The sequence below is a fragment of the Plantactinospora sp. CNZ320 genome (assembly GCF_002846275.1).
The window spans coordinates 7,101,628-7,116,942 of sequence record NZ_PJMP01000001.1; the positions used below are offsets into that span (position 1 = coordinate 7,101,628).

Genomic DNA, 15,315 nt, shown 5'->3' on the forward strand with positions numbered 1-15,315 from the left:
GTCACGCCGGACGGCCTGCCACGTCGAGTGGTTCAGCCCGGCGTCACACCGAGCCGAAGACCGCCAGGCCCGGCAGCGCCCGGTCGGCGTAGTCGAAGAGCGCCTGGTTCTCCCAGCCGTTACCCGAGGACGGGTTGGTCGGGTCCCAGCCGTTGCCGGGCACCGCCGTCCAGGTGGGCTCCCAGTAGAAGACGCCCAGGCCGCGACCGTTCGGCACCGACCGGACGACGTTGAAGACCGCGCGCAGCGCGTCGGCCTGACCCTGTGGGGTGGCCGGATAGCCACCTGCGGACTGCAACGAGGAGTTGAAGATGTTCGGCTCGCTGTCGTCGGCGTTCAGGGTGAAGCCGTACGCGGTCTCGGCGACCACCACCGGCCGGCCGTACCGGGAGGCGAGGTCGTTCAGGTTGGCCTGGAGACTGCCCAGCGAGCCGTGCCAGTAGAGGTAGTGCGACACCCCGATCACGTCGAACGGCACGCCCCGGGAGGTGGCCTGGTCGAACCACCATCGGTGCTGTGAGTTGTTGCCGCCCTCGGCGAGGTGCAGCATCACCTGGGTCGAGCCGTTCACCGACTTCACCGCGTTGCTGCCGGCGGTGAGCAGGGCGGCCAGGTTCGCCCAGTTGTTGCTCCGCCCGTCCGGCCAGAGCATGCCGTCGTTGATCTCGTTGCCGACCTGCACCATGTCGGCCGTCGTACCCTGTGCCTTGAGCGCGTTGAGCACGTCGTAGGTGTGGTTGTAGACCGCGTCCCGGAGCTGGTTGAAGGTGTAGCCGCTCCAGGCGGCGGGTTTGTTCTGCTTGCCCGGGTCGGCCCAACTGTCCGAGTAGTGGAAGTCGACGAGCAGCCGCATCCCCTGCGCCTTGATCCGGCTGGCCATGGTGAGCACCCGGGCCTTGTTGTTGTAGCCGTCGGCCGGGTTGACCCAGACCTTCAGCCGGGCGTAGTTGACCCCGTTCGCGGTGAGCAGTTGCAACGGGTCCCGCTGGGTGCCGGTGGAGTCCCGGTAGACACCGCCCCGGTCCTGGCTCTTGAGCAGGGTGGAGATGTCGACACCGCGGATCTGGACGTTCCCGCCCGGATTGCTGCCGCCGCCGGTGAACTCGACGTCGTCGACGTTGATCCAGTTTCCGGCCCGGGCGTCGGAGACCACCGCGACCGTGCACTGCCCGGCGGTCACCTGGGCGGTCACCGACACCTGCGTCCAGTTCGAGGTGGTCGGGATGCCGGCCCGCTGTTCGGCGCCACCGCAGCCGCGCAGCGCCAGGTAGGCGGCGACCTGGCCGCCGCCGGAGCGGACCCAGGCCCGCAACGTGTACGCCCCGGCGGTCAGCCCGGTGAGCTGCTGGTGGGTCTCGACCCGGTAGGCGCCGGAGGCCCAGTGCGACAGGCGATAGTTGCCGGACCGTCCTCCCGCCTCGGTGTAGCTGGCACTCTGCTGTCCCGAGCTCGACGACTCGGACCAGCCCGGTGGGTTCTGGGTGGCTCCGGAGGACTCGAAGCCCGGGTTGGTGACGGTGGCGGCGGCGCGGACGGGGGACGGGGCGGGGCCGGCGACCAGGCCGGCGGCGAGCAGTACGGCGCCGAGAGCGGCGGCGGCCGTACGGAGCGGATGGGACGGACCGCTCATGGGGGTTCCTTCCGTCGAGGGGATGGGTGGCCGGCGTACCCGCGCTGGTACGCCAGCCAGCCAGGTCGACCGCCGTCACCGCCTGGCGGTACGCCGGCGGCGACCTGGAGCTATCGGGCGGCGCCGCCGAGGACCCGCAGTCCGGGCAGGGCCCGTCCGGAGTAGTCGAAGAGCGCCTGGTTCTCCCAGCCGTCCCCGGAGGTCGGGTCGGCCGGATCCCAACCGGCCCCGTCGACCGCGGTCCAGGTCGGTTCCCAGTAGAAGATCCCGAGCGCACCGGGTACGGCGGAGACGGTGGTGACCATGTCGCGGATCGCCTCGGCCTGACCCGACGGGGTGGCCGGATAGCCGGCGATCTGTTGCAGCGAGGCGTTGAAGATGTTGGCCTCGTGGTCGTTCTCGGCGAGTGTGAAGCCGTACCCGGTCTCCACCACCATGACCGGCTTGCCGTACCGGTCGGTCAGGTCGAGCAGGTTGGCCTGGAGCGAGCCGAGCGGGCCGTGCCAGTACGTGTAGTGCGAGACGGCGATGAGGTCGAACGGCACGCCCCGGCTGACCGCGTTGTCGAACCACCACCGGTGGCCGCCGTTGTTGCCGCCCTCGGCCAGGTGCAGCGCGACCCTGCTGCGCGGCGAGGCGTCGGTGACCGCGGTGCTGGCGGCGGTGAGCAGCGCGGCCAGCCCGTCCCAGTTGTCCCAACGCCCGTCCGGCCAGAGCATCCCGCCGTTGATCTCGTTGCCGACCTGCACCATGTCGGCCGGGGTGCCCTGCCGGCGGAGGCTTGAGATTACGTCGTAGGTGTGGTCGTAGAGCGCCTGCCGGAGCTGGTCGAAGGGGAGATCGGCCCAGGCGGCCGGCTTGAACTGCTTGCCGGGGTCGGCCCAGGTGTCGGAGTAGTGGAAGTCGACCAGCAGGCCCATGCCGAGCGCCTTGGCCCGGCGTGCCTTGGCCAGCACGTCCGCCTTGTCGCTGAAGCCGTCGGCCGGGTCCACCCAGACCTTCACCCGGGCGTAGTTGACGCCGTTGTCGGCGAGGATCCGCAGCGCGTCGCCGGGCCGTCCGGTGCGGTCGCGGTAGACCGCGCCGTGGTGCTCGTTCTTGGTCAGGTGCGAGACGTCGGCTCCGGCGATCCGCAGCGCGGGGGCGCCGGCCGGCCGGGTGGCCGGGTGGAGCGTGAGGTCGTCGAAGTGCGCCCAGTCCCCGGCGTCGCCGTCCGAGACCAACTCGACGGTGCAGTGCCCGGAGCTGACCCTGGTGGTGAGGGAGACCTCGACCCACCACTGGTCGCCGGTGCGGGGCAGTTCGACCCGCCGGCTCGGGCCGCCGCAGCCGCGCAGCGCCACGTACGCCTCGCGCTGGCCGCCGCTGGCGCGTACCGACACCCGCAGCGTGTGATCGCCGGGGCGCAGCCCGGTGAGTCGCTGGACGGTCGCCACCCGGTACGGCCGGTCGGCCGAGTGGGTGAGCCGGTTCCCGCCGGACCGGCCGCCCGGCTCGACGTAACTGGCGGACCGCTGCCCGCGCTCGGACCAGCCGACGGGTGAGCCGTCCGGGCCGGCCGTCTCGAAGCCGGCGTTGTGCACGGTGGCCGCCGGCATCACAGTCGTGGCGTCGGCGGCCACCGGCGTCGGCTGGGCGACAATGGCGACGGCCAGCGCGACGGCGCCGGAGGCGACTCTTCTCTGCTGCATCGACAACTCCTCGGCTCGACCCAGGTGCCCGGACGGCTACGCCAGGGCACGCTCACCGAGGCCAGATCTGGGAGCGCTCACAGGTCGAATTGGACCGATGCTAGCTGCGATTACGCTCGACTCGGGCATCTGGTGAGCGATTGATGCTGTGAGCGCTCACAGAACCATCCGTGTCGAACGATGTCAAGAGGGTGCTCCGGCGGCCGGCTCAGCTGCTCGGGCGGTAGGTCGCGATGATCACCCCGGTCGTGGTCGGCACCGACTCGACCAGCTCCAGCGTGGCGTACCCCGTCTCGCCCTCGGTGAACAACCTCGCCCCGGTGCCGAGGGTGAGCGGGTGGATCGACAGCGTGTACGCGTCGACCAGGCCCGCGCCGGCCAGCGACCGCACCAGCTGTCCACTGCCGAGCACGACGATGTCCGCCTCGACCTCCTGCTTGAGCGCGGCCACCGACTCGGTCACCTCACCCTTGAGCAGAGAAGAGTTCTGCCAGGACAGGGGTTCGGTCAGGCTGCGCGAGACGACGTACTTGTGCTTGCGGTTGAGTACCTCGGTGTACGGGTTGCCGTCGGTCTGCTTCGGCCAGAAGCTGGCGAACTGCTCGAAGGTACGCCGACCGAACAGCATCGGACCGTCGGCGCTCATGCCCCGGCCCATCGTCTCCGCCATGACCTGATCGGCGTACCCGGTGGCCCAGCCGCCGTGCGTGAAGCCTCCCCTGGTGTCCTCGTCGGCCCCGCCCGGCGCCTGCATGACCCCGTCCAGGGTCACGTTCGCCACCACCACCAGCTTGCCCATCGTGCTCTCCTCGCGTCCACGGCCGGCCCCTCGCCGGCCCGTCACCGGTTACACGAACGGGCAGCCGAAAATCGACACCGCGTCGGCGCCGACTTCCCCGGCCGGCCGCTGCTTCCGCGGTCGGCTGGTCCTTCCCTGGTCAGCTGGTGCGCAGCACCCTTACGCCGCCGGCCGGCACCCGGAGCACGCCGTCGTGGACGGTTCCGTCGAGCAGGTCGGTGCCGGTGGCCGGCAGTTCCGCGTCCCGGTCGGCGTGGTTGACCGCGATCAGGAACCGGCTGCCGTCCGCACCCGCCCGCCGGACCAGTTCGACGCCGTCCGGCACCCCGTCCGGCGGGACCAGGCCGGCGTCCCGGTACGCCGCCCGGAGCACCGGGGCGAGCCCGGCCGCGTCCAGCCGGGTGGAGACGTACCAGGCGTGGCCGGCGCCGAGAGCGTGCCGGGTGACGGCGGGGCCACCGGCGGCCGGACCGTCCAGATAGCACAGCACCGGATCCGCCCCGTGCGGCACCACCGCCTCGGCCCAGACGTCCCCGGTCAGCGGGGCGGCACAGGTCTGCGAGCCGTCCGCACCGGCCGGACCGAGTCGCACCGTCTCGCCGGAGCGCAGCGGCAGGAACTCCTCCACGGTCAGGCCGAGCAGGTCCCGCAGCGCCCCCGGATGGCCCCCCGGGTGTACGGCGTCGTCGGCGTCCACGATCCCGGAGAAGTACGAGACCAGCACCGTCCCGCCCCCGGCGACGTACCGGCGCAGGTTCTCGGCGGCGGCCGGGGTGGTCAGGTAGAGGCTCGGCACCACGACCAGCCGGTAGTCGTCGAGCGGCCGTTCCGGATGGGCGAAGTCGACGGTGAGCCGGTCCCGCCAGAGCCGTTCGTAGTACGCCGCCATCCGCTCCCGGTAGTTCAGGTCGACCGAGGGCCGCCAGTCCAGTTCCACGGCCCACCAGGACTCCCAGTCCCAGAGCACCGCCACGTCGGCCACCACCCGGGTGCCGCGCAGCGGTTCGAGGGCGGGCAGCTCGGCGCCGAGCGCCACCACCTCGCGCCAGATCCGGGTCTCGGTCCCGCCGTGCGGCAGCATCGCGGAGTGGAACTTCTCCGCACCGAACCGGGCGGCCCGCCACTGGAAGAAGAGCACCGACTCGGCACCCCGGGCCAGGTGGGTCAGGCTGTTGCGGCGCAGCTCGCCGGGGCGCTTGGCGATGTTGCGCGGCTGCCAGTTCACCGCCGAGGTGGAGTGTTCCATCAGCAGCCAGGGCCGGCCCCGGGCCACCGCTCGGGTCAGGTCGGCGCACATCGCCAGTTCGATGTGGTTGTCCGGCTCCTCGGCCCGCAGGTAGTGGTCGTTGGCGACCACGTCCACCTCGTCGGCCCAGCGCCAGTAGTCGATGGTCTTGCAGTTGGCCAGCATGAAGTTGGTGGTCACCGGCACGCCGGGGCAGAGCCGGTGCAGGATGTCCCGCTCCCGGCGGAAGTTGCCCAGGTGCGCGTCGGCGGAGAAGCGCAGGAAGTCGAGCTGCTGGGCCGGGTTGACCGCGGTCGGTGCGGCGAGCGGCGGTTCGATCTCGGCCCAGTCACCGTACCGCTGGCCCCAGAAGGTGGTGCCCCAGGCCGCGTTGAGCCGGTCCAGGTCGCCGCCGTGGCGCTCACGCAGCCAGTCCCGGAACGCCTCGGCCGAGGTGGCGCAGTAGCAGAGCGCGTTGACCCCGCCGTACTCGTTGTGCGAGTGCCACAGCACCAGCGCCGGGTGGTCGCCGTAGCGGCGGGCCAGCGCCTCGGTGATCCGCGCGCTGGCCTCGGCGTACGCGGGTGAGCTGGGGCAGAAGGACTGCCGGGCCCCGCCGCCCAGCGGTACGCCGTGCCGGTCGACCAGCCGGGCCTCCGGATGACGCCGGCGGAACCAGGCCGGGGGTACAGCGGTCGGGGTGGCCAGGTCGACGGATATCCCGCCGTCGTGCAGCCGGTCGAGCAGCCGGTCGAGCCAGCCGAAGTCGAACTCTCCCTCGGCGGGTTCCAGCAGGGCCCAGGAGAAGATCCCGACGCTCACCAGGTTCACCCCCGCGACCCGCATCAACTCGATGTCCTCGGCCCAGACGTGCTCGGGCCACTGCTCGGGGTTGTAGTCGCCGCCGTACGCCAGCCGGCCGAGCCGGGGCAGCGGCCCGGCCTCTGCGTTCGTCGCGGCTGCCACCAGATGCGGGGTCTGACTCATACGGGATCTCCGAACTGTGCGCGCTCCCAACGGTAGTGCGCATGATTGCACACGCCTCCACAAGGAGAACAAGCACTTAAGAGTCCCTTGACATGATCGATCGTGGGTCCAAGACTGTGAGCGCTCCCAGTTGTTTCTGTCCGATCAACAGCAGATGACACAGCGAAAACTGTGAGGTTGAGATGACCCGTTCGCTCGGCGCGAAGGTCCTGGCGTTGCTGCTCGGCGCCAGTCTCCTCGCCGCCTGCACCTCGAACTCGGACGACGAACCGGAGGCCAGCGGGCCGGTCGAGCTCTCCTTCTGGTCCTGGGCCCCCAAGATCGAGGCGCTGGTGGACCGGTGGAACGCCGACAACCCGGAGATCAAAGTCACGCTGAGCCGGCAGGCCGGCGGCGGGGACATCATCACCAAGCTGCTCACCGCGGCGAAGGCGGGCAACCCGCCGGACCTGGCCCAGGTGGAATACCAGGCCCTGCCGACGCTGGTCAGCAACGACGTCCTCGCCGACATCGCCGAGCAGGCCAAGCCGCTCAAGGACAAGTTCGCCGAGGGCACCTGGCAGCAGGTCACCCTCGGCACCGACGCCGTCTACGCGATCCCGCAGGACGCCGCGCCGATGATGCTCTACTACCGCACCGACCTGTTCCGGCAGTTCGGCCTGACCGTGCCGAAGACCTGGGAGGAGTTCGCCCAGGCCGCCCGGACGCTGCGGAGCAAGAGCAGCAAGCACCACCTGACCACCTTCTCCGCCACCGATCCCGGATGGTTCGCCGGCCTCGCACAGCAGGCCGGAGCGTCCTGGTGGGGGATCGACGGCGAGTCCTGGCGGGTCACCGTCAACGACGCGGCGACGAAGAAGGTCGCGGACTACTGGGGCGGGCTGGTCGCCGAGGGTGTCGTCGACGGCAAGCCGATGTACACGCCGGAGTGGAACAAGTCCCTCAACGACGGCAGCCTGCTGGCCTGGCCGGGAGCCGTCTGGGGGCCCGGCGTGCTGAGCGGCAACGCCCCGGACACCAAGGGCAAGTGGGCGATGGCCCCACTTCCACAGTGGAGCACGGGTGAGAACAGGACCGGCAACTGGGGTGGCTCCTCCACCGGGGTCACCGCCGCGTCGAAGCACAAGGCGGCGGCGGTCAAGTTCGCCAGCTGGCTGAACACCGACCCGGCCGCCACCACCATGCTGGTCCGGGAGTGCGCGGTCTATCCGGCGGCCCGGGACGCCCAGACCGGCCCCGCCCTGGCCCAGCCGCCGGACTTCTTCGCCGGGCAGGCGGACTTCTATCCGCTGGCCAAGCAGATCGCCGAAACCGCCGCCGGGGTCACCTGGGGACCGAACGTGAACGTCGCCTACCAGGCCTACCAGGACGAGTTCGCCAAGGCGATCACCTCCCGGGCACCGTTGCGCACCGCCGTCGAGGCGATGCAGGCGGCGACGGTGGCCGACATGCGCAAGAACGGTTTCACCGTCGCCGGCTGACCGGTGGGCACCGGCTCGCCAGTGGCCGGTGCGGTGCGATGACCACGACCGGCCGAGATGACCACGACCGGCCGACCTGAACGGAGCGTCGATGTCCACGGCCACCACCCGGGTCGGCCGCCGGGGAAGGCGTACGGCAGCCCCGTACGCCTTCCTCGCCCCGGCGGTGATCCTCTTCGTCCTCTTCGTCATCCTGCCGATCGGCTACGCGGGATACCTGAGCCTGCGCAAGGTGCAGGTGAGCGGGCTCGGGCTGGGCCGGGGCGCCCGGAAAGAGGTTTTCGCCGGGCTGGAGAACTACCGCGACGCGATCGGCGACCCGGAACTCTGGTCGGGCGGGTTGCGGGTGCTCGGCTACGGCGCACTGCTGGTGCCGACCATGCTCGGCCTGGCCCTGCTGCTGGCCCTGCTGCTGGACCGGCCCCGGGTCCGCTACGGCCGGTTCGCCCGTACCGCCATCTTCCTCCCGTACGCGGTGCCCGGGATCATCGCCAGCCTGCTCTGGGGCTTCCTCTACCTGCCGGCGACCAGCCCGGTCAACGACCTGCTGGCCCGGATCGGGCTGCCCGAACCGGACCTGCTCGGCCGGAACTCCGTCTTCTTCGCGGTGGTGAACATCGCGCTCTGGGGCGGCGTCGGGTTCAACATGATCGTGCTGTACACCGCGCTGCGGGCGATCCCGCTGGAGCTGTACGAGTCGGCCCGGCTCGACGGCTGTTCCGAGGTGCAGATCGCGCTGCGGATCAAGATCCCGTTGCTGGTACCCGCGCTCGTGATGACCACGGTGTTCAGCATGATCGCCACGCTCCAGGTCTTCGTCGAACCGATGGCGCTCCGGCCACTCACCAACTCGATCTCGTCGGCCTGGACCCCGCTGATGAAGGTCTACCGGGACGCCTTCGCCACCGACGACCCGTACGCCGCCGCGGCCACCTCGGTGCTGATCGCCGCCGTCACCCTGGTGCTCTCCTTCGGCTTCCTGCGGCTGGTGCAGAACCGGGCATTCGGACAGGAGCGCTGAGATGGCCACCAGAACCGCCGACACCCTCACCCCGGGCCGGGCACCGGCCAACCCCGGGAGCGGACCCGCCGACGGGCCCCGCTGGGCGCAACTGGTGCCCACCGCCGTACTGCTGATCGGGGCGGTCTACTGCCTGCTGCCGGTGCTCTGGGTGCTGGTGGCGTCGACCAAGAGCGGGTCGACGCTCTTCACCAGCTTCACCTTCGCCCCGAGCACCTCGATGCTGGACAACCTGATCGACCTGTCGACGTACGCGGACGGGATCTTCTGGCGGTGGATGCTCAACACCGCCTTCTACGCCGGGGTGGGTGCCGCGCTCTCCGCGCTGGTCTCCGGGCTGAGCGGCTACACCCTGGCCAAATACCAGTTCGCCGGCCGGTCGGTGGTGTTCAACGTACTGCTCGCCGGGGTGCTGGTGCCGGGGATCATCCTGGCCGTCCCGCAGTACCTGCTGCTGGCGAAGGTCGGGCTCACCGACACGTACTGGTCGGTGCTGCTGCCCAGCATCGTCAGCCCGTACGGCATCTATCTGGCCCGGATCTACGCCGCCTCGGCCGTGCCGGACTCGGTGATCGAGGCGGCCCGGGTGGACGGCGCCAGCGAGTTCGGGATCTTCCGCCGGGTGGCGATCCCGATGATGGTGCCCGGACTGATCACCGTCTTCCTGTTCCAGTTCGTGGCCATCTGGAACAACTTCCTGCTGCCGTTCATCATGCTCGCCGACGACGACCGGTTCCCGGTCACGCTCGGGCTCTACACGCTGCTCAACCGGGGCTCGACCGAACCCGCGCTGTACCGGCTGGTGATCATCGGGTCGCTGCTGTCGATCATCCCGCTGGTGGCCCTCTTCCTCTCCCTCCAGCGGTACTGGCGGGTGGACCTGATCTCCGGCTCGGTCAAGGCGTAGGCGAGGTGTGTCACAAGCACCGGTGCCGCCCCAGGCCGCCGACCCGGGGACAATGACAGCGTGACCGCGCCCGACCGCAGCCGTAGCCGTACCCACCGGACGAGGCCCCGCCCGACCATGGACGACGTGGCGGCGGTGGCCGGCGTCTCCCGGGGCACCGTCTCCCGGGTGCTCAACGGCGGGCACAACGTGAGCGGCCCGGCGCTGGAGGCCGTGCGGCGGGCGATCCGCAAGACCGGGTACGTCCTCAACCAGCACGCCCGGAGCCTGGTCACCCAGCGCTCGGACTCGGTGGCGTTCATCCTCTCCGAGCCGCAGGACCGGCTCTTCGAGGACCCGAACTTCAACATCCTGCTCCGGGGCTGCACCCAGGAGCTGGCCGAGCACGACATCACGCTGCTGCTGACCATCGCCGGTACCCAGGAGGACCGCAAGCGGGTCGGCCGGTACGTCACCGCCGGGCACGTGGACGGCGCGCTGGTGATCTCCACCCACGCCGGCAGCCCGCTGCTTGACGAACTCGACTCCCGGGGGCTGCCCTTCGTCGCCGTCGGCCGCCCGCTCGGCCGGGACCGCGACGTCAGCTACGTCGCCGCCGACGACCGGGGCGGCGCCCGGCAGATGGTCAGCTATCTGCGCTCCCGGGGCACCGCACCATCGGCACCATCACCGGTCCGCTGGACACCTCCGGCGGGGTGGACCGGCTCGCCGGCTACCACGACGTGCTCGGCGAGGTCGATCCCCGGCTGGTGGTGACCGGCGACTACACCTCCGACGGTGGCGAGGCGGCGATGGAACAGCTGCTCCGCCAGGTGCCGGAGCTGGACGCCGTCTTCGTCAGCTCGGACCTGATGGCCAGCGGTGCGATGGCCGCGCTGCGCCGGGCCGGCAAGCGGATCCCCGACGACGTGGCGGTCGGCGGCTTCGACGACTCGAAGGTCGCCACCACCTCCGTGCCGCGGTTGACCACCATCCGGCAGCCGTGGGAGCGGATCAGCGCCGAGATGGTCCGGCTGCTCCTCGGGCACCTGGCCGGCGACTCGCACGCGGCGGTCATCCTCCCCACCGAGCTGGTGGTCCGGGAGTCGGCGTAGCGGGTCGCCGATCCCGGGACCCGCCCGGGGGCGGCGCGGTGATCCGGCCCGCTCCCCGGCCGATGATCTGGCACGCTGGTAGGCGTGCTGATGGTGCCGGTACGCCAGCTCGGGGAGGCCGAACGCGGCGCGGTGGAGCGGATCCTCGACCTCGACCCGTACGCCGCCGCGCAGGTGGCCGAGCGGATCGCCGCGAACGGCCTGTCCTGGTGGCGGGCTGACGGTCGGGTGCTCGGCTACGGCAACCGGGACGGGTTGGAGTCGCTCTGCTGGCTCGGCGGCCAGGTCACCCCGGTCTGTGCCGGCCGGCCGGCGATCGCCGCCTTCGCCGAGGCGCTCGGTGCCGAGGAGCGCACCTGCTCGTCGATCGTCGGGCGGGCCGACGGGGTGCTCGGGCTCTGGGAGCGGCTCTCCGGCCGGTGGGGACCGGCCCGGGACGTACGCCCGAACCAGCCGCTGCTGGCGACCGGGACGGCGCCGCAGGTGGCGCCCGACCCGGACGTGCATCCGGTACGCGCGGGTGAGGTCGACGCGCTCTTTCCGGCGGCGGTGGCGATGTACACCGAGGAGGTGGGGGTGTCGCCGCTGGCCGAGGACGGCGGGCGGGCGTACCGGCAGCGGGTGGCCGAACTGGTCCGGGCCCGCCGGGCGTACGCCCGGATCGTCGACGGCCAGGTGATCTTCAAAGCCGAGCTGGCGGTCGTCACCCGGCGCACCGCGCAGATCCAGGGGGTCTGGGTCGACCCGGCCTGGCGGGGGCGGGGGATCGGTGTGGCCGCCATGGCGGCGGTGGTCCGGGACGCCCTGGCCCGGGTGGCGCCCACGGTGAGCCTCTACGTCAACGACTACAACGCCCCGGCCCGCCGGGTCTACGAGCGCTGCGGGTTCCGTTCGGTAGGCACCTTCGCCACAGTGCTCTTCTGACCGGCGTCGCCCGGAGCATCGGCTCGCTCACCGACGCGCCCGCCCGGCTCACCAGGCCCGGAGGTACTGCTCCGGGGCGTGCACGGCGGCGCCGAGCCGGTCCGCCGCCCGGCGCGGCCAGTACGGGTCGCGCAGCAGTTCCCGGCCGAGCAGCACCAGGTCGGCGTCGCCGGCCGCGACGATCGCCTCGGCCTGCTCCGGCTCGCTGATCAGCCCGACCGCGCCGGTCCGCACCCCGGCGTCCCGGCGCACCTGGGCGGCGAGCGGCACCTGGTAGCCGGGGCCGAGCGGGACCTCGACGTCGGGCAGGTTGCCGCCGGAGGAGCAGTCCACCAGGTCGGCGCCGGCCTCGGCGAGCAGCTTGGCCAGCAGCACGCTGTCGGCCGGCGCCCAGCCGCCCGGCACCCACTCGGTGGCCGAGATCCGGACCAGCACAGGTACGTCCTCGCCGACCGCCGCCCGGACCGTACGGGTCACCTCCAGGACGAACCTGCTGCGCCCGGCCAGGTCACCGCCGTAGCCGTCGGTGCGGGTGTTGACCAGCGGGGAGAGGAACTCGTGCAGCAGGTAGCCGTGCGCGGCGTGGATCTCGACCGCCCGGAAACCGGCGTCCAGCGCCCGCTCGGCGGCCCGCCCGAACGCCTCCACCACCCGGTCGATGCCGGACCGGTCCAGGGCGGCCGGAGTCCGGTACGCCGGCACGAACGGCTCGGTGCCCGGGCCGACCGGAGTCCAACCGCCCTCCTCGTCCGGCACCCCACCGGTGAGCTTCGACCAGGGCCAGTACGTCGACGCCTTGCGGCCGGCGTGCGCGAGCTGCACCGCCGGCACCGCACCGGCGGCGGCGACGAACGCGGTGACCGGCCGCCAGGCGTCGACGTGCGCGGCCGACCAGAGGCCGGTGTCCCGGGGACTGATCCGGCCCTCGGGTACCACCGCGGTCGCCTCGCTGATCACCAGCCCGACCCCGCCCACCGCCCGGGAGCCGAGGTGGACCCGGTGCCAGTCGGTGGGCAGCCCGTCCGGACCGGCCGAGTACTGGCACATCGGGGCCATCGCGATCCGGTTGGGCAGCGTCACGTCGCGCAGCGTCAACGGGCTGAACAGCACGCTCATCCGCTCCCCTTCGGTCAGGCCGGTTGTGGTGCCGGATCCCGGTCCCGGGCCGGCTGTTCGGCCGGCGGCTCCTCGTCCAGGATCTCGCGCCGGCCGGCGGAGTCGTACGCGGCCCGGTCCAGTACGCCCTCCCGGGCGGCGACCACGGTCGGCACCAGCGCCTGCCCGGCGACGTTCGTGGCGGTCCGGATCATGTCGAGGATCGGGTCGATGGCGAGCAGCAGACCCGCTCCGGCCAGCGGCAGGCCCAGCGTGCTCAGGGTCAGGGTGAGCATCACCAGCGCGCCGGTCAGCCCGGCCGTGGCGGCCGAGCCGACCACCGAGACGAAGGCGATCAGCAGGTAGTCCAGCGGGCTCAGGGCGACTCCGAAGACCTGGGCCACGAAGATCGCGGCGAGCGCCGGATAGATCGCGGCGCAGCCGTCCATCTTGGTGGTCGCGCCGAACGGCACCGCGAACGAGGCGTACTCGCGGGGAACGCCGATCTGCTCCACCGAGCGCTGGGTCACCGGCATGGTGCCGACCGACGAGCGGGAGACGAAGGCCAGCTCGATCGCGGGCCAGGTGCCGGCGTAGAACCGCAGCGGGTTCAGCCTGCCGGCGACGATCAGCACCAGCGGGTAGACCACCAGCAGCACGATCGCGCAGCCGACGTAGACCGCGGTGGTGAACTTGGCCAGCGGCGCCAGCAGGTCCCACCCGTACGCCTCGACGGCGTGGCCGATCAGGCCCAGCGTGCCGATCGGGGCGAGCCGGATCAGCCACCAGAGCGCCTTCTGGGTGATCGCCAGCAGCGCCCGGTTGAAGTTGACGAACGGCTCGGCGGCGGCGCCGACCAGCAGCGACGCGATCCCGGCGACCACGGCCAGGAAGACGATCTGGAGCACGTTGTTCTCGACGAAGGCGCCGACCGGGTTCTCCGGGATGATGCCGGTGAGGAAGTCGGTCCACGAGCCGGTCCGCTCCGGCGCCTTGGCCCCGGCGACGTCCAGGGTGACGCCCCGGCCGGGGTTGACGAGCAGGCCGAGCCCGATGCCGACGCCGACCGCGATCAGCGCGGTGATGCCGAACCAGAGCAGGGTCTTCAGCGCCAGCCGGGCGGCGTTGGCCACCCCGCGCAGGCTGACCACGCTTACCACCAGGGCGGTGAAGACCAGCGGCGGTACGGCGAGCCGCAGCAGTTGGACGAAGATGCTGCCGATCTGGTCGAGGGTGGTGCCGAGCCAGGAGAGGTCGGCGGCCCGGGCCAGGTAACCCAGGGCGACGCCGAGGACCAGGCCGGCGAGAATCTGTGCCGAGAAGGGAATTTTGCGAAGAACCGATGTCATAGGAGAAGTCCCAGGTGTCTGGGATCCGGCGGGCGGTTCGGTGGCGCATGCCGGATCGGCGGTCTGCGGTCGACGGAGCAGGGGTCAGTCGCGACAGCAGCCGCTGGCCTGTAGTCGGAGATCGACATACAGGCGCACGGTGAGGAACCAGACATTGGTCATCGTCAGCAGACGATACGACGACTCCGCCGGTAATGAAAGGACGGACCGTCGTGAGGCGCCTTACAGCCGGCTCGACCCGGCGGGCGCCCGGGACAGCCCGAGGGTGAGGGCGGTGGCGATCGCCCAGGCGGCCAGGTCGAGCAGGAGGAGCCGCTCGACCGCGCCCATCAGGACGCTGCGGCCGACCAGCAGCATGGTGAGGCCGGCGACGGCCGACAGCGGCAGCGCGAACACGGCGGCGACCGTCGAGATCCAGCGCAGCGGCCGGGCCGCGTCGGTCGTCGCGGCCACCGCCAGCATCGCGAAGACCGTGCCGGCCACCGCCGCGATGCTGGCGCCGCCGTGCACCACGTCGGCCAGGGTCACCCGTTCGAAGGGCGGCAGCGGGCAGGTAGACCGGCAGCTCACCCCGGCGGAGAGCAGCGTGGCGGCAGCGCTCGCCAACAGCAGCCCGGTCGCCAGCCGTGACACGGCGGGCAGGGCCGCACCGAGGAGTACCTGCCCGGCGGCGGTGGCCAGCAGGCCGATCCGGTACGCCCAGACGGTGGTACTGCCCGAGGCGCCGGCCTCGCTGACGTACCCGGCGAGTTCCGGGGCGGGGCCGGCGAGTACGGCGAGGGCGACCGCGACCGTACCGAACAGCACGCTGGCCGCAGCGGCGTACGCGACGGCGGGGTGTCGGACCGTGGTGGCGCCGGTACCCGTGGTCACCGGGCGGGTGACCTCGGGGTCGGCCACCTCCGGGCGGGTCACCACCGGACGGGCCGGGGTCGGGCCGGGCCGCCGATCCGGTGCGGGCACCCGCCGACCGCTCCGACGACCAGGCCATCGATGCCAATCTTCCGGACGACCGCTGCCTGCGCCATGCGGGCAAACCTATCCCGGCGCCATACGGCCGGTAGAAGATCCGCTGCACAGGCCCTAAAGTGTGGGTCGATCACCACGACCCC

At 71.8% G+C, this 15,315-nt stretch carries 11 protein-coding genes and 1 pseudogene; 5 read left to right on the forward strand and 7 right to left on the reverse strand.

Translation table 11 applies throughout. The annotated features are described in order from the left end of the window. Nucleotides 1–43: 43 nt before the first annotated feature. The 4 genes from CLT71_RS31775 to CLT71_RS31790 all read right to left on the reverse strand — a co-directional run bounded on the left by CLT71_RS31775 (nucleotide 44) and on the right by CLT71_RS31790 (nucleotide 6,332). A complete protein-coding gene (locus tag CLT71_RS31775; protein WP_101370346.1) occupies nucleotides 44–1,630 on the reverse strand; it encodes an arabinogalactan endo-1,4-beta-galactosidase in 1,587 nt (528 codons plus the stop codon). Between the two features lie 110 nt (nucleotides 1,631–1,740). Continuing rightward, the gene (locus CLT71_RS31780) at nucleotides 1,741–3,321 is read right to left on the reverse strand and encodes an arabinogalactan endo-1,4-beta-galactosidase (RefSeq protein ID WP_101370347.1); all 1,581 of its coding nucleotides are present in this window, start codon (nucleotides 3,319–3,321) and stop codon (nucleotides 1,741–1,743) included. A gap of 208 nt (nucleotides 3,322–3,529) precedes the next feature. Next, nucleotides 3,530–4,120, reverse strand: coding sequence for a dihydrofolate reductase family protein (locus CLT71_RS31785; protein ID WP_101370348.1), 591 nt, complete (start codon nucleotides 4,118–4,120; stop codon nucleotides 3,530–3,532). Nucleotides 4,121–4,259: 139 nt separating this feature from the next. Continuing rightward, nucleotides 4,260–6,332: a beta-galactosidase gene (locus CLT71_RS31790; protein ID WP_101370349.1), complete on the reverse strand. Its 2,073-nt coding sequence runs from the start codon at nucleotides 6,330–6,332 to the stop codon at nucleotides 4,260–4,262. A gap of 182 nt (nucleotides 6,333–6,514) precedes the next feature. On the opposite strand from CLT71_RS31790, the gene CLT71_RS31795 reads away from it, so the two are divergent. From CLT71_RS31795 to CLT71_RS31815, 5 genes and pseudogenes are all read left to right on the forward strand, one after another. Beyond that, complete coding sequence (locus tag CLT71_RS31795; RefSeq protein ID WP_101370350.1) at nucleotides 6,515–7,813, forward strand: extracellular solute-binding protein; 1,299 nt, start codon at nucleotides 6,515–6,517, stop codon at nucleotides 7,811–7,813. Nucleotides 7,814–7,904: 91 nt separating this feature from the next. Further along, nucleotides 7,905–8,834 carry a carbohydrate ABC transporter permease gene (locus CLT71_RS31800; protein ID WP_101370351.1) on the forward strand — a complete coding sequence of 310 codons (930 nt, stop codon included), beginning with the start codon at nucleotides 7,905–7,907 and terminating at the stop codon, nucleotides 8,832–8,834. A 1-nt stretch (nucleotide 8,835) separates the two neighbouring features. Further along, a complete protein-coding gene (locus CLT71_RS31805; RefSeq protein ID WP_101370352.1) occupies nucleotides 8,836–9,741 on the forward strand; it encodes a carbohydrate ABC transporter permease in 906 nt (301 codons plus the stop codon). A gap of 117 nt (nucleotides 9,742–9,858) precedes the next feature. Further along, nucleotides 9,859–10,835: pseudogene (locus CLT71_RS31810) on the forward strand (LacI family DNA-binding transcriptional regulator). Between the two features lie 84 nt (nucleotides 10,836–10,919). Continuing rightward, nucleotides 10,920–11,759, forward strand: a complete 840-nt coding sequence (locus tag CLT71_RS31815) for a GNAT family N-acetyltransferase (protein WP_101370353.1) — start codon at nucleotides 10,920–10,922, stop codon at nucleotides 11,757–11,759. A gap of 48 nt (nucleotides 11,760–11,807) precedes the next feature. Here the strand turns inward: CLT71_RS31815 and CLT71_RS31820 are convergent, their stop codons facing one another. The 3 genes from CLT71_RS31820 to CLT71_RS31830 form a co-directional block, all read right to left on the reverse strand. Then, the gene (locus CLT71_RS31820; RefSeq protein WP_101370354.1) at nucleotides 11,808–12,875 is read right to left on the reverse strand and encodes an NADH:flavin oxidoreductase/NADH oxidase; all 1,068 of its coding nucleotides are present in this window, start codon (nucleotides 12,873–12,875) and stop codon (nucleotides 11,808–11,810) included. 14 nt (nucleotides 12,876–12,889) lie between these two features. Then, nucleotides 12,890–14,203, reverse strand: a complete 1,314-nt coding sequence (locus CLT71_RS31825; protein ID WP_101370355.1) for a dicarboxylate/amino acid:cation symporter — start codon at nucleotides 14,201–14,203, stop codon at nucleotides 12,890–12,892. 222 nt (nucleotides 14,204–14,425) lie between these two features. Further along, nucleotides 14,426–15,166, reverse strand: coding sequence for a DUF998 domain-containing protein (locus CLT71_RS31830; RefSeq protein WP_101370356.1), 741 nt, complete (start codon nucleotides 15,164–15,166; stop codon nucleotides 14,426–14,428). Between the last annotated feature and the right edge of the window lie 149 nt (nucleotides 15,167–15,315).